At 29.9% G+C, this 18,668-nt stretch carries 19 protein-coding genes and 11 tRNA genes; 4 read left to right on the top strand and 26 right to left on the bottom strand.

Translation table 4 applies throughout. From position 1 onward, the window contains the following. Positions 1–4 precede the first annotated feature (4 nt). A complete protein-coding gene (locus SSYRP_RS03990; RefSeq protein ID WP_016341032.1) occupies positions 5–1,753 on the bottom strand; it encodes a septation ring formation regulator EzrA in 1,749 nt (582 codons plus the stop codon). Between the two features lie 283 nt (positions 1,754–2,036). Between SSYRP_RS03990 and rpsD the strand changes: the two genes are divergently transcribed. Continuing rightward, on the top strand, positions 2,037–2,651 hold the full coding sequence (gene rpsD / locus SSYRP_RS03995) for a 30S ribosomal protein S4 (protein WP_016341033.1): 615 nt from the start codon (positions 2,037–2,039) through the stop codon (positions 2,649–2,651). A gap of 63 nt (positions 2,652–2,714) precedes the next feature. Here the strand turns inward: rpsD and nagB are convergent, their stop codons facing one another. The 15 genes from nagB to SSYRP_RS04070 form a co-directional block, all read right to left on the bottom strand. Next, positions 2,715–3,446, bottom strand: a complete 732-nt coding sequence (gene nagB, locus SSYRP_RS04000; protein ID WP_016341034.1) for a glucosamine-6-phosphate deaminase — start codon at positions 3,444–3,446, stop codon at positions 2,715–2,717. 64 nt (positions 3,447–3,510) lie between these two features. Beyond that, on the bottom strand, positions 3,511–4,224 hold the full coding sequence (locus SSYRP_RS04005; RefSeq protein WP_016341035.1) for a hypothetical protein: 714 nt from the start codon (positions 4,222–4,224) through the stop codon (positions 3,511–3,513). 97 nt (positions 4,225–4,321) lie between these two features. Continuing rightward, positions 4,322–4,397: transfer RNA gene (locus SSYRP_RS04010), tRNA-Phe, on the bottom strand. Positions 4,398–4,402: 5 nt separating this feature from the next. Further along, positions 4,403–4,478, bottom strand: a tRNA-Asp gene (locus SSYRP_RS04015). Between the two features lie 3 nt (positions 4,479–4,481). After that, positions 4,482–4,557: transfer RNA gene (locus SSYRP_RS04020), tRNA-Met, on the bottom strand. Between the two features lie 62 nt (positions 4,558–4,619). Next, positions 4,620–4,712 (bottom strand) — tRNA-Ser (locus tag SSYRP_RS04025). 34 nt (positions 4,713–4,746) lie between these two features. Next, positions 4,747–4,823, bottom strand: a tRNA-Ile gene (locus SSYRP_RS04030). Positions 4,824–4,826: 3 nt separating this feature from the next. Then, positions 4,827–4,903: transfer RNA gene (locus SSYRP_RS04035), tRNA-Met, on the bottom strand. A 44-nt stretch (positions 4,904–4,947) separates the two neighbouring features. After that, positions 4,948–5,023: transfer RNA gene (locus SSYRP_RS04040), tRNA-Ala, on the bottom strand. A gap of 18 nt (positions 5,024–5,041) precedes the next feature. After that, a tRNA-Pro gene (locus tag SSYRP_RS04045) sits at positions 5,042–5,118 on the bottom strand. Positions 5,119–5,130: 12 nt separating this feature from the next. Continuing rightward, a tRNA-Arg gene (locus SSYRP_RS04050) sits at positions 5,131–5,207 on the bottom strand. Between the two features lie 27 nt (positions 5,208–5,234). Continuing rightward, positions 5,235–5,310, bottom strand: a tRNA-Cys gene (locus SSYRP_RS04055). A gap of 87 nt (positions 5,311–5,397) precedes the next feature. After that, positions 5,398–7,017: a DAK2 domain-containing protein gene (locus tag SSYRP_RS04060; protein WP_016341036.1), complete on the bottom strand. Its 1,620-nt coding sequence runs from the start codon at positions 7,015–7,017 to the stop codon at positions 5,398–5,400. Positions 7,018–7,142: 125 nt separating this feature from the next. Further along, on the bottom strand, positions 7,143–7,472 hold the full coding sequence (locus tag SSYRP_RS04065; RefSeq protein ID WP_016341037.1) for an Asp23/Gls24 family envelope stress response protein: 330 nt from the start codon (positions 7,470–7,472) through the stop codon (positions 7,143–7,145). A 294-nt stretch (positions 7,473–7,766) separates the two neighbouring features. Next, complete coding sequence (locus tag SSYRP_RS04070) at positions 7,767–8,153, bottom strand: DNA-3-methyladenine glycosylase (RefSeq protein WP_016341038.1); 387 nt, start codon at positions 8,151–8,153, stop codon at positions 7,767–7,769. Positions 8,154–8,311: 158 nt separating this feature from the next. On the opposite strand from SSYRP_RS04070, the gene rpmB reads away from it, so the two are divergent. Continuing rightward, on the top strand, positions 8,312–8,509 hold the full coding sequence (gene rpmB / locus SSYRP_RS04075; RefSeq protein WP_016339169.1) for a 50S ribosomal protein L28: 198 nt from the start codon (positions 8,312–8,314) through the stop codon (positions 8,507–8,509). A 100-nt stretch (positions 8,510–8,609) separates the two neighbouring features. After that, positions 8,610–8,694, top strand: a tRNA-Leu gene (locus tag SSYRP_RS04080). Between the two features lie 54 nt (positions 8,695–8,748). Here the strand turns inward: SSYRP_RS04080 and SSYRP_RS04085 are convergent. The 8 genes from SSYRP_RS04085 to SSYRP_RS04120 all read right to left on the bottom strand — a co-directional run bounded on the left by SSYRP_RS04085 (position 8,749) and on the right by SSYRP_RS04120 (position 16,314). Then, positions 8,749–9,357: a thiamine diphosphokinase gene (locus SSYRP_RS04085; RefSeq protein ID WP_016341039.1), complete on the bottom strand. Its 609-nt coding sequence runs from the start codon at positions 9,355–9,357 to the stop codon at positions 8,749–8,751. Next, positions 9,347–10,021 (bottom strand): ribulose-phosphate 3-epimerase, encoded by a 675-nt coding sequence (rpe, locus tag SSYRP_RS04090; RefSeq protein WP_016341040.1) that lies wholly within the window; start codon positions 10,019–10,021, stop codon positions 9,347–9,349. The genes SSYRP_RS04085 and rpe overlap by 11 nt, the downstream gene beginning before the upstream one ends. 2 nt (positions 10,022–10,023) lie before the next feature. Continuing rightward, entirely contained in the window at positions 10,024–10,908 is an 885-nt protein-coding gene (gene rsgA / locus SSYRP_RS04095) for a ribosome small subunit-dependent GTPase A (protein ID WP_016341041.1), read from the bottom strand. Position 10,909: 1 nt separating this feature from the next. Beyond that, positions 10,910–11,914, bottom strand: coding sequence for a protein kinase domain-containing protein (locus SSYRP_RS04100; RefSeq protein WP_016341042.1), 1,005 nt, complete (start codon positions 11,912–11,914; stop codon positions 10,910–10,912). 63 nt (positions 11,915–11,977) lie between these two features. Further along, on the bottom strand, positions 11,978–12,739 hold the full coding sequence (locus SSYRP_RS04105) for a PP2C family protein-serine/threonine phosphatase (RefSeq protein ID WP_016341043.1): 762 nt from the start codon (positions 12,737–12,739) through the stop codon (positions 11,978–11,980). Further along, positions 12,739–13,776, bottom strand: coding sequence for a 23S rRNA (adenine(2503)-C(2))-methyltransferase RlmN (gene rlmN / locus SSYRP_RS04110; RefSeq protein WP_016341044.1), 1,038 nt, complete (start codon positions 13,774–13,776; stop codon positions 12,739–12,741). The genes SSYRP_RS04105 and rlmN overlap by 1 nt, the downstream gene beginning before the upstream one ends. A gap of 152 nt (positions 13,777–13,928) precedes the next feature. Beyond that, the gene (locus tag SSYRP_RS04115; protein ID WP_016341045.1) at positions 13,929–16,022 is read right to left on the bottom strand and encodes a PTS transporter subunit EIIC; all 2,094 of its coding nucleotides are present in this window, start codon (positions 16,020–16,022) and stop codon (positions 13,929–13,931) included. 46 nt (positions 16,023–16,068) lie between these two features. Further along, the gene (locus SSYRP_RS04120; RefSeq protein ID WP_016341046.1) at positions 16,069–16,314 is read right to left on the bottom strand and encodes a hypothetical protein; all 246 of its coding nucleotides are present in this window, start codon (positions 16,312–16,314) and stop codon (positions 16,069–16,071) included. 225 nt (positions 16,315–16,539) lie between these two features. On the opposite strand from SSYRP_RS04120, the gene SSYRP_RS04125 reads away from it, so the two are divergent. Beyond that, positions 16,540–17,382, top strand: coding sequence for a MurR/RpiR family transcriptional regulator (locus tag SSYRP_RS04125; protein WP_016341047.1), 843 nt, complete (start codon positions 16,540–16,542; stop codon positions 17,380–17,382). Positions 17,383–17,423: 41 nt separating this feature from the next. Here the strand turns inward: SSYRP_RS04125 and SSYRP_RS05315 are convergent, their stop codons facing one another. Next, positions 17,424–17,825 carry an IS3 family transposase gene (locus SSYRP_RS05315; protein WP_236608039.1) on the bottom strand — a complete coding sequence of 134 codons (402 nt, stop codon included), beginning with the start codon at positions 17,823–17,825 and terminating at the stop codon, positions 17,424–17,426. A gap of 30 nt (positions 17,826–17,855) precedes the next feature. Continuing rightward, complete coding sequence (locus SSYRP_RS05320) at positions 17,856–18,599, bottom strand: IS3 family transposase (protein WP_236608040.1); 744 nt, start codon at positions 18,597–18,599, stop codon at positions 17,856–17,858. Between the last annotated feature and the right edge of the window lie 69 nt (positions 18,600–18,668).

Genomic DNA, 18,668 nt, shown 5'->3' on the forward strand with positions numbered 1-18,668 from the left:
TTTTTTAACTCCCTTTCCCTGTTTTCCCTAATTTTGCTTCTGTTAAAACCTTTAGTGAAACAAATAATGAACTATCATAATCCCCGCTGCGGTAAGAGATTTCGGCATTCTTTAATTGATTTTCTACGGCGTCATTTGTTAAGCTATATTTTTGGGCATATATTAATGCTTCTTGGGCTAATATATCTAATAAAATATTATTTTTTATTTTTTCAAATAATTTTAAGACATCGGTTTTTAAACGATCTAATTTAGCGGTTACTTCTTGTACTTCCTCTTTTTTGGTTACATCAAATGAAATATTTTTAATTTTATCTAAACTTTTACGATAATCGTTAATGGCCTTATCATATTTTCCCAATAATTTTTTATATTCTAATTGGTTTAATCTTACTTCTGCTTGTAATAAAACAACTTCTAGTAAGTGAATTGTTTTACGAATTTCTGTTTCGGCAAAATTACGTTTTTCAATAATTTTAACAACCCCTGCAATTGCTTCATGGGTTGTAATCCCATTTTCTAACAATTTTACTAATTCATTATTAAATTTAACATAGTCTTTCCCATTTTTATTGATTTCCAACACTAAATAATTTGTATCATGAGTTAACTGTTTAGTTTTGGCCATTGCTTCACGATAAATCCCATCTTCTTTTGGGGTCAAAATTGATGAACTACGTAAACTTTCAATTTGACGCGAAACAATATTAAAACTACGTTCAATTTTATTAATATAGTCCATAACAATTTTATAATACTTTTTAAAACATGAAATAATTGCCTTTTGATGTTCAATTGTATTATCAAAATCATTAATACTATTAATAATTTCAATTGTTTTTTTCGTCGCCTTTTTATACTGTAAATTATCAATATGTTTTGAAATTAAGATCTTAATTTCATCAATATTTGTTGTTAATTCATCAAAACTATATTTTAAAATATCCTTACTATTTTCGTCCTTATTAAAAAGAACATATTTGTCTTTTAACAATGATAATTTATTCGGAACAACTTTTGTTAAGAGAATTTTAATTTGGGGAATGTTATCTAAAATTTCAACAAAGATTGTTAATGATGTTGTAATATTTGAAAGAATTTGATCAGTTCGGTTAAAATCCCCCGCTGATAAAAATTCTTCAAATTCATCAAACATATTTTCAATATTATGTTGAAAATCGTTAAATTTATTTTCATCTAACGAAACATTCATTTGCAATTTTGCGGCGTCTTCTTGTAAAGCCGTAAACATAATTTTATGGGCTAAAATATAGTCGCGTTGTAATACTTCAATTTTTAACTGCTTATCAATTTCCCCAAGCAGTTTACGTCCTTCATCTTCTAATAACGTTAATTCTTTATATAACGGTTGTAACGCTTTATAATTTGGATGGTTTTGCTTTGTTTGACCGTTAATTTTTGTTGGCAAGTATAATTTTTTTAAAACTTCTAAACAACTTACCATTTTTTTTTCATAAATTATTTCATACTTTGTTCGTCAAATTACTAAGTCTTTGGCATAAGCATTATTATTACGCGCAATTTCTGATACCCGAAAAATCTTATACTTTAACGGTAAGCGCTTTAAAATATCAATTTTTGCTAAAATTTTAATTTCTAATTTTTTTAAAGTAATTTTTTTACATCACAGCACTAATAACCCAGTCAAAATAATAATTAAAACAATAAATAAAATAAAAAGTGTTAATTTAATTGGACTATTTCAAAAATTATTAACAATTGTTAAAACCATTATTCGACCCCCTAAATAGTTATATCCAATTGAATTATAGCATTTGTTAAAAATATTACATTAAAAATTACAAAAAACTTGTATTTGCTAGTCAGTTATTATAAAATAACTTAGACAACACTGAGAAGCAGCAGTTTTGTATAAAAATGTTCTTAGTCTATTAATTTTTTATTGTTAGATAGTAACCCTAGCTGTTAGGGCGAACAAGATAGACTTCCATTTTTAGAGCAAAATATATGAATCTTTTTGTATGTCAATTTGCTGATATATAGGAGGTTTTTTTATGTCACGTTATTTAGGAAGTACTTTTAAAAAGTCACGTCGTTACGGGTTTAGTATCTTAGAAAATGATAAAGAATTTTCAAAAGGGAAAAAAAGAACTACAGCCCCAGGTCAACATGGTCAACGTCGTAGTAAATTATCAAACTACGGTTTACAATTAAATGAAAAACAAAAAGTTAGATATATGTATGGGTTAACAGAACGTCAATTCCGTAATACTTATACAAAATCAAAAAAAATGAAGGGAATTACTGGGACAAACTTCTTAATTGCCTTAGAATCACGTTTAGATAACTTAGTTTATCGTATGGGATTAGCATTAACACGTGCTGGAGCAAGACAATTAGTTAACCATTCACACATTTTAGTTAATGGAAAAAAAGTTAATATTCCTTCATATAGCTGTAAACCAGGAGATGTAATCACCCTGAAAGAAGCTGCACGTAAAAATGTTAAAGTTTTAGAAAGTTTACAAAGCCAAGTAAGTACATTAGACTTTGTTAAATTTGATAAAACAAAATTTACGGGAACATATGTTCGTTTCCCATTACGTGAAGAATTAAATGTTAATATTAACGATGCATTAATTGTTGAATGATATAACCGTTTAGTATAATTTAAAACAATAAAAAAAATAAGCAAATGCTTATTTTTTTTATTGTTAAAATCAAGTTTTATTTTATTGCTTTGTTAACAATGATGCGGCTTTATAATCAATTACAATTGTAACATCGGGATGGTTTTGTAAAGCAGTACAAGGCCATAAGTTACTAATTTCCCCTTCAACTAAATGTTTAATTGCTTCGGCTTTTCCTTCTCCATCAGCAATTAAGACAATTTTACGAGCATTTAAAATTGATTTAATTCCCATTGAAACTGCTTGTTTTGGCACATCGTTAATTGAATCAAAAAAACGAGCATTTGCTTGGAATGTTGCTTCAACTAAATCAACAACTCCTGTTAAAGAATCAAAATCAGCAGGTGGTTCATTGAAACCAATGTGACCATTTGTTCCAACTCCTAATAATTGCAGATCAATTCCCCCAGCCTCAGCGATTTTTTGATCATATTGTTTTGCTAAACTAACATAATCCCCTACACCAGAAGGAACATAAGTATTTTCTTTCTGAATATTAATGTGGTTAAATAATTTTTCATTCATAAAATGACGATAACTTTGGGGATGAGTTGGTTCTAATCCAATATATTCATCTAAGTTAAAAGTTTTAACATTACTTCAATCAGTATGGTTTGTTTGATAATCTTCAATCAAATACTGATAAGTTGATTCTGGTGAAGAACCAGTTGCTAGGCCAAAAATTACCTTTGGATTATTTTTTACCGCATTAACAAACATTTGCCCAACAGTGTGACCAATTGCTGCTTTATCTTCAACAATAATTACTTTCATATTATTCCTCTTTTCTTTTTTAAATAACTACCTTTTAAATTATAGCGGTTTTTTTTCTGATTTGCTATTTATTATTTTTTGTTAGAAAATTTAAGTTATCCGGTATTTTTTTATAGTTAAAATTAACTTTTTTCTTTCCTAAACTACGATATAATAGCGCTAAAATTAAAGTATTATTATTTTCGCGTAGTAAATAACTCTTATTATTAACAACAATTTTAATACCAATATCTAAATCTTCAACTTGTTGGATTGTATTAATATCAAATTCGAGCGCTTTTTTTGTTTCAAAATTATCTTTAATCCCATCAATAATGATCCGCTTATTTGTAATCAATAATACACCTTTGCAAATAAACTTAATTTCATTGTTTTTTGTTAATTGATGAATATTAACATCATTATTTTTAAAGTGACACTTTTCTTTTGGTTCTAATTCATAATAAATTGGTAATTCTTTTAATGGTCGCCATAAGGTAAAGTTAACTTCTTCAACGTTATAAATAAACTCTTTTTCCTTTTGGTTTAATGTTAAGCCCAGTTTTCGACGCAAACGGTAAAAACGATGAATAAATTCTTGGGTATAAGCAAAATTTTTAAGAATTCATCGTTTAAAAATCCAAAACTTAAAATTATTAAAATTTTCTTTTCCCATTTTTCGTTCATAACGGTAGAGAATAAATCTTGGTTTATAGCGAACATTGTCTTCATTTAACTGATACTTTCATTCTTCGCGCTTATAATAAAATAATAAATCTTTTGTAAAACGTGCAAACATTAAATCACCCAGAGTAATTATAACGAAAAATATAAAAAACTCCAAACTAATTATTTATTAGTTTGGAGTATAAAGTTATTTTTTCAGCTAAATTCAATGGTGGTTCAGGACGGAATTGAACCGCCGACACTTTGAGCTTCAATCAAATGCTCTACCAACTGAGCTACTGAACCATTAATGGCGGTCTTGACGGGACTTGAACCCGCGATCTCCTCTGTGACAGAGAGGCATGATAACCACTTCACTACAAGACCATTTGGTTGCGGGGGCAGGACTTGAACCTACGACCTTCGGATTATGAGCCCGACGAGCTACCAACTGCTCCACCCCGCGATAAAATTTACTAAATTAATACTAACATAAATTACTGCTAAAATGCAAATAATTCTTATAAATGGCGGAAGATGAGGGATTCGAACCCCCGCGCGGCTTTCACCGCCTGTCGGTTTTCAAGACCGATCCCTTCAACCAGGCTTGGGTAATCTTCCAATAATGTTTCTGATAAAGAATTCTACTATAAACTGGTGGACCCTACTGGACTTGAACCAGTGACCATCCGGTTATGAGCCGGATGCTCTAACCAACTGAGCTAAGGGTCCATATGGTAGCGGAAAAGAGACTTGAACTCTTGACCTCCCGGGTATGAGCCGAGCGCTCTAACCAGCTGAGCTATCCCGCCATTTGAATATATTTTGTTTTTTGTAGAATACTTTATTGATAAAATGGTGGACCCGAACGGGATCGAACCGTCGACCCCCTGCGTGCAAGGCAGGTGCTCTCCCAGCTGAGCTACGGGCCCAATTAATTACTAAAATAATGGTCGGAAAGACAGGATTCGAACCTGCGACCCCTCGGTCCCAAACCGAGTGCTCTACCAAGCTAAGCTACTTTCCGAAAAAAAATAAATGGCGCGCCCAGAAGGATTCGAACCCTCAACCTTTTGATCCGTAGTCAAACGATCTATCCAATTGATCTATGGGCGCATAAATGTGAAATTGTAATAATCTAAATGGAGGCACTAGTCGGACTCGAACCGACGGTCGGGGAGTTGCAGTCCCATGCCTTAGCCAACTTGGCTATAGTGCCACGAGTTTTAGACCCTTTATATATTATCATAATTATAATACTTTTCAAGAAAATTTACTAAAAAATATTGATATTATTAAAGAAATTTTATTCAACAGCAATTAAGAACGGATATAATTGCTGTTCACCATTTACAAATTCATATTCAACATCATAACTTTCATCTAATAATTTTTTGATCATGTTGATATCTTTTGTTTCAGCATCTTCACCAGTAAAAATTGTAACAATTTCACTAGCTTTTGTGATTGATTTAGCAAATAATTGTTTAAGCGTTTGGATTAATGTTGGATGTGAACAAATAATTTTTTTATTCAAAACCCCTAAATATTCCCCTTTAGTAATTTTAACGCCATCAATTGATGTTGTTTTTGCTGCTTGAGTAACTGATAAACTAGCAACATTTTTTAACGCTGTTTTTAAGGTTGAATAATTCTTTTTTGCTAATTCTCCTTGTTCAAAAGCTAATGTTGCCACCATTCCTTCTTGGACAGATGAAGTTGGGATAACATAAACATTTGATTTTTTCTCAACTTTTGCGGCTTGTTGAGCTGCCAAAATAGCATTACTATTATTTGGAAGAATAAAGACATCAACTGCGTCAACTTCTTCAATTGCTTTTAAATAATCATCAGTTGAGGGGTTCATTGATTGTCCACCATTAACTGTTGCTTGAATATTTAAATCACTTTTAAAGAAACGAGCTATTCCAACACTTGGTGTAACAGCAATAATTGCTTCTTTATTTTTAAGTTCACGTTCAGCTTTAATTGTTTTAACATGTTTTTCGGCTTGTAAAGTCATATTTTCAACTTTAATATTTTTAAATTCACCATGTTTTTGTAAAAATGTTAAAATCAGCCCTGGCACTAATGTATGTACGTGTACTTTTAGAATATCTTTATCCACAACAGCAACAATTGATTGTCCACCTTGATCTTCTAATGTTTGACGAACATTGTTAACATCAATATTTTTTTCATAATGTTCATTTAACATGACAATTGTTTCAGTACAATAACCAAATTCTTCATTTTCAAGATTCATTGCAACATTATTTCCAGTATTTTCAGCATGTTTTTTTCGTTGAGCAACTACTTTACCTGTTTCTAGGTATTCAGTCATTCCTTCAAAAACTTTAACTAACCCAAAGCCTCCTGAATCAACAACACCTACTTCTTTTAAAACTGGTAATAATTCTGGTGTTCCTTTCAACGATTCAGTTGAAAAGACAACAATTTTGCGGAATAAGGCTGGTACAGTTAATTCCTCAGTAATTTTTTCAACATTTTCTGCTGTTTCACGAATTACTGTTAAGATTGTTCCTTCCACTGGTTTCATTACTGCTTTATAAGCTACTTCTTTTGCTTGAATTATTGCTGTTTTAACAGCTGCAACAGAAAATTCGTCTGTTTCTTTTAACCCATTGGCAAAACCACGGAAAATTTGGGACAGAATAACTCCTGAATTCCCTCGTGCTCCCATTATTAAACCACGCGCAAAAGCATCAGCAAGTTTACTTACTGAATCTCCTTCTAAATCTCTAATGTCTTTAATAGCATTTGTCATTGTTAAATTCATATTAGTTCCTGTATCACCATCGGGAACAGGAAACACGTTTAACTTATCAATTTCTGGATAAAAATTGTATAAGTTATTATATCCACTAATTAGTGCATTCTTAAAAGATTTGGCATTAAATTCCATCTTGTTATCACCCTTACATTTCTGTATCTATCATAAATTAATTCGATCGTTCTTAAGTGATATTTTATTTATAAATCTTTATCTAAATAATATCTCATTTTTTATAATTTTTCATATTTTATATTTTATACAAGTAAGTCTTGAATATGAACATTAACTGTAAAATCAGTTGGAAAAGACTCAAGTTTTTCCAATTCATATTTGATGCGGATTTGTACCTCTTGACTAACATCTCTAATATTAGAACCTTCTAATAAAATTAAAAAGATATCAATAACATACTTACCCTCAACTTGCTTTAATTTAATTGATTGTGAATAATCTGTAATTAATAATGTGGCACTCTCTTCACCACTGTCATCTTCTGATAATCTTGCAAAACCAGCTACACCAGGCACTGTAATAACAGCACTATAAACAATGTTAGCAATTGATTCAAAACTATTTTTTTCCATTTTATCACCTACTAATTAAATTAACATATTTAATTATATCCATAAAATATTAGAAAGCAATATTTTATAATATAAAAATTTCAATATTTATCTTGATCATCAATATAAAATCAAGTTTTCAAGGAAAATTTACACTAATGTTAATTTTTAAATCAATATTCCTTCTAAATATAATTTTACTATATTTTTTAAATTTTTACCCTATCTTAAGAAAAAAAATAACGATTATGATAAATATTTTTTTGCTAATATCATAGTTGCAAAGTTCTAAAACCAATAGTCTAAAGATTATAATTAGGGTTTTGCCAATAAAAATGCTCTTTCATATTCATCTTGATCAAATCAAGATCCTAAATGCAATTCCTCAGCAATTTGACGATTAGCAAAATTATTTATAATTGGGGCGCCTGGTTTTTGAATGACTAGTAGTTTTAAAATTCCGTTACCAGTTTGCACAAAAACCCCTTCTTCATCACGATTAATAATTTCCCCTGGGAAAAAAATCTTCATAACACTAATAAAACTTTCGGCTGGCTCAAGAACACGAACTTTAAGAATATTTCATTGCTGATTTTTTAAAAAAGTATAAGCGGGGCCTAATTTGTTGCTAGCAGCTTCATTAATTAACCCTACTAACGCTTGCGCCTCTAAATGTCATTTGATTCTTCATGATTCTGTCATATTTATGATCACCTTTACTATTGGGAATTATTATAGCATAAAAGATGAGAACAAGAAGACGATTAAAATTAACTATTTTTAAAAAAAGCTAAGAAATTATTGCAATTAATGTAAAATTTCGTTATTATCTTATAGTATGACTATAAAGGAGTGATATTATGGCAAGAAAATGTGAAATTACAGGTAAAGCAGCGCTTTCAGGAAACAAACGCTCACACGCTATGAATGCTTCACGTCGTAAATGAAATGTAAACTTACAAAAAGTTCGTATTGTAGTTGACGGTGAAGTAAAAACATTACGTGTAGCAACTAGAACCTTAAAAACATTAAAACGTAAAGGTCAAATTGCACAATAATTTATTTTATTGATGATAATAAAAAAGTAAGAATATCTCTGATTATTCTTACTTTTTTTTCGAAAATAAGTTATTATTTATATATGAGAATAAATTCTATGCCCGTATGGCGGAATTGGCAGACGCAGTAGACTCAAAATCTACCGAAGAAATTCGTATCGGTTCGACCCCGATTACGGGTACCATTACATTTAGTTATTCTCAAAAAGACAAAAATAAAACTGCTTTTAGCAGTTTTTTTATTTTGAGTAAATGATAAGCACTTTGCCACTATTAACAACAACTGTTCCTGGGTGACCAAGTAATTCATTACTAATAGCGTTTGGTGATAACAATGATAAACGAAAATCTGTAACATTATATTTACAATCTTTAATTGTAATAATAGCTTGTTCATAAGCAATTATTGAAAAATAACGAAAACCTTCTCGAAGGGGGATAACATTCTCTCCCGATTGTAATTGATAAGCATAGTTATGTTCGTTTAAAAAGATAAGATTATAATTAATAATTAGTCATAAACACGCTAAATCCATGTCAAACCGTGGTCCATCGGCGACAAGAATGATTTGATGAGGATTAAGTTTAATTGCGGCTTGAACAGCTAATTCAGCATCTAAATAGTCTTTTTCTGCTGGATAATGGTAAAGTTCTTTGGCAACCGTTTTAATTTGGTTATATTCTAACTCTGAAACAGAATCAAAATCAGCACATGCTAAATCAATTTGATTGAAATTATTAAGCAACGCTAAGCATCCTCGTTCAACACCAATTTTAAAATAGTTTTGATAAGGTTGTAAATTAGTTATTTTATCGGTGCAAACTATTAAAACATTATTATTTGCCATTAGTTAAACCCTCTAAGCGTTCTAATAAATCATGATGGCCAAATAAATAACTACCTGCTACTAAAATATCAACACCAAAATCTTGACACATTTTTCCTGTTTGGGCATTAATTCCCCCATCAACAGAAATTAGGGTTTTTAATTTATTTTTATCAATAAATTTTCGCAGATGGGCAATTTTTTCCGCAGCATGAGGAATAAAAGCCTGCCCACCAAAACCTGGTTCAACTGTCATAACAAGAACAAGATCAAGAAATGGTAAAAATGGTAAAATTTCTTCAACATTTGTTGATGGTTTAATTGCTAAACCAAATTGCAGATCATACTTTGTTTTTAAAGCTAAAAATTCATTAATTTGTTCGCTAGTTAAGGCTTCATAATGCAGTGTAATTGCATTTGCTTTGGCTTCAATAAAAGGTTTTAAATAATCTTCAACACTACTATTTTTAATCTTAACCATTAAATGACAATCAACAAATAAATTATGTTTGTCCGTAATATCTTTTAAAATTTTTGGACCAAACGTTAAATTGGGAACAAAATCACCATCCATAACGTCAAAATGGATTCATTTAACACCGCCTGCTTCAATTAACGTTAATTCTTGATCAAGATTTAAAAAATCTGCGCTTAAAATACTGGGAGCAATAATAAACTTTGACATACTTATTTCCTTTCTGTTATTTCACTGATAATTTTACAATAATCATTGTAAAAAAATGTTGGAATTATTTTAGCTGTTACTAACTCTTTTATTTTACAATGCGGTTCATTGAGATGCAAACAATGACGGAATTTACAAAAACGGCTATTTTCGGTAAAAAGGTGGTAGGAAATCGCTAATTTTTCTGGGTTAAATTCTCGTAAATCAAAGGATGAAAACCCGGGAGTATCAATTACAATCCCATTGCTAATCTCATACATTTTACTATTTGTTGTCGTATGTTTTCCTCGTCCTAAGGCCTTGGAAATTTCTTGGGTTTTAATTAAGTTTTGCTCAAGTAATGTATTAATTGTTGTTGATTTACCACTCCCTGTCTGACCAGTAAAAACAGAAATTTTATTAATTAAAGTTGCTTTAAAAGCATCCCATTCTGACGAGTCAGGAGTTTTATTACTTAAAATAAAAGTTTGATAACCCATTTGTGGATATCATTGTAAATATTTATCATATAAATCATCATCTTGACCCAGTAAATCCTTTTTTGTAAAAACAATAACTGGGGTAATCCCCTTATATTCAACAATTGCCAAAAACTTATTTAATAAATAACTACTAAAATTAGGACTTTGTAAAGATGTAATTATTACAGTTTGGTCTATATTAGCTATTTTTGGGCGATATAATTCATTTTTCCGAGGGTGAATTTTTGTAATTGTCCCCTGGTCATTATTTTGAACAATAAAATCAACATGATCACCAACAAGCGGACGTTGATTATGATGGCGAAATAAACCTTTACTTTTACATTCATAAATAAGATCATTATTAGCTTCTTTTACATAACAAAACTCACTAATTACCGAAACAATTAAACCTGTTTTTTCCATCTTAAACAAAAACTCCAACTAGTAAAACAGCAATCGCCACTACCAGCAATGTCAAAATTAAAAAGACCCATGTTTTACTAAAATAAAGTGGTAATGATAAATAGCGATCTTGCAATTTGCTACGGTGATTTTTGATTGTTACTCAGTTTTTTAATTTAATTGGTTTATCATGTTGATGGTCTTGACTATCAATTCCTTTTAATGCGCTATTAAATTCCGCAACTGTTTCAAATCGTTCACTAGGTTCTTTTGCAATTGCTTTTAAAATGATATTTTCTAAAGCTTGATTAATTGTATTGTTAATTAACTTTGGGGCTAATGGTAATTCTTTAACATGCTTAACAGCTACTAAGGTTGGATTTTTTCCAACAAAAGGAGTTACCCCAACTGCTAATTCATATAACATAATCCCTAGAGCATATAGGTCACTTTTTTTTGTGGCTGGACGAGATTGTACAATTTCTGGAGCCATATATTTTGCTGTTCCAATTATTTTGCCATTTTCACTATCTTCACTATTTTCTAAAATTGCGACTCCAAAATCAGCAACTTTAATTTTACCATCATAAGAAATCAAGATATTTTCTGGTTTGATATCCCGGTGAATAATGTCATTTTTATGGGCTTCAATAATTGCTTGATTAATAGCATCAAAAAAATAAATTAGTTCCTTATTTGTACATGGCCCTAAAGTTAACAAACGATCTTTTAGCGTATATCCTCGTACTAGCTCTAAAACGATACACTGGCGGTCAAAGGCCTCAAAAGTACCATAAACTTTAACTACATTAGGATGAGAAAATTGCGCAATTGAATTATATTCTTTATTAAAACGATCAACAGCTTCTTTATTTTTTGATAAACTAACTGACATCATTTTAATTGCAACATAGCGTTTTAAAATTAAGTCATAGCCCTCAAAAACTTCGGCCATTCCGCCGTCAGCAATTTTATCAATTATTTGATAACGCTCATATAAAATCGTCCCACTTGTTATTTTTTCCATTATTTCACCCTGTTATATCCTTAACAATATCATAGCATTATAATTTAATAAATTGGTAAAGTTTTAATCAATTTCAAAAATTAACCCTGTTAAGTTATCAGTTGATAAATTTTCTAAGGCCCGATCAATTAGAATCTTAACTTTATCGTTTAATTTATTTGAAGAAGATAAAACATCAACTAAATCAGTGTCATCAACATAATCATGAATTCCATCAGTTGTTAATAAATATGTTCCTGCAATATCTTCAACAACATAGGTGTCTATTTTTAATGTTTTGGTTGGTCCTAAGGCACTTGTTAAAACCTTTCAAAAAGTATGGACATTATATTGTTTTTTGTATTGTCCTTGAAATTCTAACTCCTGGCGTTCACGATATTCAACCGAATTTTCCATATTTTGATCTGTTGTAATTTGGTAAATCTTATGATTATGTAATTTATATAAACGAGAATCACCAATATTAATAATATAAACTTTTTGATTAGCAAGTAAGGCTGCAACAACTGTTGTTCCCATGTCACTTGTATCGGGATGAATTTTTGCATAGTTAATCATCTCATTTTGAATTACAAGAATTGTATTACGAAATCACTGGTTAATTTCTTCATCTGACATCGCATTAAAATTAACATTATGAAAATAGTTGATCATTTCTTCAACCGCGATTTTACTGGCAACTTCTCCATGCTGGTGGCCACCCATTCCATCACAGACAATTGCCAAATGATTATTATAATTATTTGTCGCAAAATCAAAATTATCTTGGTTACTACTACGATATGCGCCAATATCTGTTTTAAAACCAAAACGTACATTAATCATTATTTTTTTAATACTCCTTCATTTTTTGCTCGTAATTGCCCACAAGCCGCATCAATATCATGACCAAATTCCCGACGAACAATACAATTAATACGATTATTTTGTAATGTTGTAAAGAACTCTTCAATTCTTGTACTACGTTGATAGTCATTTTCAGCAACGGCATTGTATGGAATTAAATTAACATAGGCATTCATTCCCCGAATTAATTTTGCTAATTCCACTGCATTTTCACGACTATCATTAACATTATTAATTAAAATGTATTCAAAAGTAATTCGACGGTTTGTTTTTTCTAAATAATAATTAATTGCCTCCATTAATTTTTCTAATGGGTATGCTTTATTAATTGGCATTAATTGATTACGAATTGCATTATTTGGCGCATGTAATGATATTGCCAAGTTTACTTGTAAGTTTAAGTCGGCAAATTGTTTAATTTTTGGAACTAACCCACAAGTTGAAATTGTAATGTGACGAGCCCCAATTTGGTATCCCTTTGGATCATTAATTACTTTAACAAAATCAATCACATTTTCAAAATTATCAAATGGTTCCCCAATTCCCATCACAACAATATGACTCACACGTTCTTGAGCCTTTTGTAAATAGCGATTAACCATCATAACTTGGGCAACAATTTCTCCCGTTGATAGATTACGGGTTTTTTTTAACAACCCGGATGCACAAAAAGTACAGGCCATATTACAACCAACTTGGGTTGTTACACAAACTGAATTACCATAATTTTGGCGCATTAAAACTGTTTCAATTTTTAAACCATCTTTTAATTTAAATAAAAATTTAACCGTTCCATCTTTTGATTCTTGTTGGACAACAATTTCTAATTCTGATAAGGTATAAAATTCTTTTAATTTTTCACGATCACCTTTCGAAATATTTGTCATTTCATCAAATGATAAAATGTTTTTAACATAAACTCAGTCAAATAACTGATCAGCTAAATATCTTTTAAAACCGTTTTCCACTAAACTACTTTGTAACTTTTCTTTTGTAAAATCAAAGAATGATTGCATAATTTTTCTACCTCACCTAACTTTATTTATTTTATCATAAAAAGGCCTTTTCTCCTTATTTCAATTACATTTTTCATCAAATGATAACTAAAAAAGAAGGTTTTGTTTTTTTGGAAAAAAGAAAAAGATTAACAAATGTTAATCTTTTTTCCTTATTTTGTTTTTAAATTTGGATTATTAACCCGCATTTCTTGTAATAATTCTCGCATATATGGTTTTAGAACTTCTTGTTCTCCCCCATAAACACATTGGACTGATTCGCCCCGAATTAAGACACCATTACATCCTCCTAAGGATTTAATTCCATCAGCATTAACAAGCGTGTTATCACTAACAGTAACTCTTAGCCGTGAAGCACATGAGTCAACCGCTTTAATGTTATCTGGCCCTCCTAAGAATTCAATAATTTTACGAGCTTTTTCACGTTTTTGTTCGTCAGCACTACCTCGAGCAGTTGTTGAACTTTCATTGTTAGCTCCTTGAGCTCCTTTTGCTTTAAAATCAGCTTTTGAATATAACTTCATATCCCCTTCATCACGACCTGGTAATTTAATTTTTCCATATTTAATCGCAAAGAAGAAAGCAAAGAAGTAGATTGGAGCATAAGCGGCACCAACAACAAGAATTCAATAGAAATTAGTTCCTTTATTTCCGATAAATGGTACGACTCCAAAGACAATAAAGTCAATTGTTCCCCCTGACACTGTCATTGTGGTATGAACATGTAGTAAGCCCATTAACATAAATGAAATAGCACATAATGGCATATGAACACCATAGAATAATCAAGGAGCTACAAATAAGAATGTAAATTCGATTGGTTCTGTAATTCCTGTTAAGAAACATGTAAAGGCTGCTGAGAAATAGATCCCCATTACTTGTTTACGGTTTTGTTTTGGCACACTATATCACATTGCGACAGCGGCAGCTGGTAAACCAAACATCATGAATGGGAATTTTCCTGATTGGAAACGTCCTAAATTTAAGCCCATATGTTGAACCATTGTGAATGTAATATTATCATCAGCTAGGACTTTATACATAATTGTTTGATCCCCAACAGCTGAAATTGTTTCGGCATTTAATTTTGATACTCAAGTTAAAACATATGTCGCTGCTTCTCCCGGTTGCAACGCAGATAAATCTCCTGCTGGAATAAAGCCAGCATTTTGTAAGTCTTTTAAGAAATCCATGTATTGTAAAGGATTATTTAAAACATTTTGAATTAAATCAGGCATTGATCCCCCAGCTTGTGTTCATCATAGTGGTGAATAGAACACGTGGTGAAGACCAAAAGGTACTAGTGATCGTTCAAAAACCTCAAAAATTAATGAATCTAATCCTCCTGGTAATTTTCCTGAGTTATTTCCAAATCATGCTAATCCTGTTCCAATTAATGGTCATAGCATCATAAAAATAAATGCTAATGGGATTACAGCAATAAAAGTAATAATTGGTACTAATTTAGTTCCACTAAAGAAACTAATTGCAGCTGGAAGTTGTGTTTTGTGAAAACGATTATATGCAAAAGCAGCAATCGCTCCAACAAAAATTCCGGCAAAAACTCCAGTATTTAGTGAATTAACCCCTAAATTACTTGTTAACAGCGTTCCTTTAACAGCTCAAACTTCACCAGTATAGAATAATAGATTATATGAATCATTAATTACTGATGAGCCTTTAATGACAACAGCTGCATTTGGGTCTTCAACTAATTTTTGATAAATTGGACTATGTTTCATCCAATCCAGCAAGGCATTTGCATCCATTAAAACTGGATTAGCTAAGGAATCACCATTAACTGTTAAGCCAACAATTGGATTTGCGATCCCATTAATATCAACAGTATATTGAATGTGTGAAAAAGCCCCACTTAATAATGACATTTGAATGGCATTAAAAACTAAAAATCCAACAACTGATGTTAGGGCAGCAACCCCGGCATCTTCCGTATAAGCCATTGCGACAGAAATACAGAATAAGACTGGTAGATTTCCGAAGGCAATATCCCCCATTTTATTTAGGAAATTACCAAAAAATCAGATTCCAGTATTTGCATCAACTTTTGAAGTAATTGTTGCTCCAACGCCAAGAAAAATTCCGGCAATTGGTAACAAGGCAATTGGTAATAAAAAGGCTTTACTTAATTTACTCAATGTTGCCATTGTTTTTTGATTTGAACTTTTTCATCAACTGCGTGAAATAAAAGGCTTCGCTTTTTTAATAGCGCCAGTTGTATTTTTCATTGTTATTTTCCTTTCTAACTCTTTTTAAAATTTTTAGTAAAAAGTATTAATTTAGCGAGGAGATTAAAAGAATTAATCCTGTTACAGCGATTACATAAAAGAAAAAAGCAGCATAAATCAAAATATTTCTCTTAATATATGTCCATAAATCAAGATTTAAATTTGATTTTTGATAATATTGATTACTTTGAGCTAGTTTTTTTCGTAAAAATAATCACAATAACAATAGAATTGTTGCTACAACAACCGAAAATAAAAACACCAATAAGTAAGTTAATGTTTCAGGTTTCATGCTTTTAATATCCCTCTCTGTCATTTTGGTAAATAATTAATATTTTACTAATCATTTAATAGATTTATTATAAACCTAAAAAAATTTATAAAAAAGTTCCACCGATTAAAAAATTTTTTTAACAAATTATTTCCTAGAAATTGCTATTTTTCAAATATATTATAAAATAAATATGACCTTTTTGAAAATAATTTTCAAATCAGCAAACTTAGAGAAGGGAAAAATATGGCAAATAAATTACTAAATTTTAAGGTTGATAATTTAACTGATGCAGAATTATCTGTTGTTAACAAAATTATTGAAAATCCGGAATTTTTTATCAGTAGAACAATTACAGAACTAGCAAAAGAATATTATGTTTCAGAATCAACAATTACACGGTTAGCAAAACACCTAGGTTTTCAAAATATTAAAAAATTACAAATGCATATTTATAATCGTGCCCATTTTTTAAATCAAAATTATGAAACAAATGATAGTTTAAATTTAAAAAGTATTGCAAACAATATGCGCGTTTATTATTCTTATAGTATTCATGAAACAGTTGATAACATTGATTTAAATGCTCTAGATGGTTTAATTAATGATTTGATTATTAAAAAGCGAATTTTTATCTTTGGAATTGGTAGCAGTTACTTAGCATGTCGGGTATTAAATAGTAATTTAAATTTAATTGGCTACACTAGTTTTAGTACCGAAGATATCCATGCCCTAATGGTTATGATCCAAAATATTACCCCCGATGATTTATTAATTATTTTCTCACGTTCGGGACGAACAAAAGAAGTTCAAAATGTTATTGCTTTAGCTGAAAAATTAAATTTAGTAATGGCAATTATTACATCTAACCACGACTTAAAACAACAATATTCATTCAAACACTTTATTTCTTTTGAAATTCATAGTGAAGACAAGCAGCGTTTCCCAGCGGTATCATCAAAAATAGTCCAAATGTTAGTTGCTGATATTATTTTTAACAGTATTTTAAAAATTAATCCCCGTTTAAATGCTAAAATTCTGGCGGCAAATGATTTAACTGAACAATGGAACAATATTGATAAAAAATAAAAAAAGATGCTTTCAATGAATATGTCAAGAAAAATAGACACTTAAAAAGTTACTTGAGGGAATGACTTTCTGTATTGAACAGGGCTCATTCCTTTTAATTTGACTTGTGGTCTAAAATTGTTGTAAAAGTAGATATATTTAGGAAGATTTTCATTAATTCATTTAGCTGTTCGTTTTTTTCTTTTTATATGATATAAAAATTCAGTTTTCATAGTGCCAAACCATGATTCTGTGTGGGCATTATCATAAGAGTTCCCACGTCTGGACATTGAAATTCTAATTCCAAGATAATTGCATAATTTTTCATAATCAGAATTTGTATAATGAAAACCTTGATCTGATTGCAGTACTCAAGTTGATGGTTTTCCAGCTTTTACTCAAGAATTAATTATATTTTTAAAAACAAATTCTGTTCCTAAATTATTACTTATTTGGTAGTCCAAAATTTCATTAGTATGAAAATCTTTAACAATTTATAAAAAGTAGGTTTTATCATTTGTTAGTAAATATGTTATATCTGTTCCTAATTTTTGATTAATATCTGTGGTTGAAAAATCTTGATTCATGATATTTTCATGTCTTTTACTACCAGAAGATAATCGATAATTAAATTTTTTGACTCTAACAATTGACTTCAAGTTCATATTCTTCATATATCTATAAACAATATGTGGTTTTAAATTTCAGTTATATAGTTTATTGATAATTAACGTTAGCATATTATATCCATAAATTTTCTTAAAACTTAGAAATAATGTTTTAATTATTTTTGCAATTGTATTATTTCATTTATTAAATGCTTTCATACCACTATTAAATCAATTATAATAACCAGCTCTAGAAACATTTAAAATTTTACATAAATATTTAATCTTGTATTTTTTCTTTAAGGACCAAATCGTTTGGAATTTCTTCTTTTTCGATTTGATCAAGGACTTTTTTACATCTTGAATCATTTCAATATATTCAATTAATTCTTTTTTTGTCATTTGTTCAAAGTTAAGATCTTTTGGTCGCCCTGTTCGGCGAATCCCTTTTGATTGTGGACCTTTCCCTGGTTCTAATGCTTTTTCGCCACTAATTTTAATTGCTTTTTTTCAACGAGATAAAGTTGTTGTTGTAATTTCAAATTTTTTAATTGTTTTTGCTCAACCATGTTCCTTATAATATTTTAAAATATTAAGTTTTTCGTTTTTTGTAAATCATTTTGTTCCCATAATAAAAGAATACCTTTCAATAAAATTATGACACATAACTAACTTTTTATGTGTCTATTTTATTGTAGG

Origin of the sequence: Spiroplasma syrphidicola EA-1 (genome assembly GCF_000400955.1) — a bacterium.
GTDB lineage: Bacteria > Bacillota_I > Bacilli_A > Mycoplasmatales > Mycoplasmataceae > Spiroplasma > Spiroplasma syrphidicola.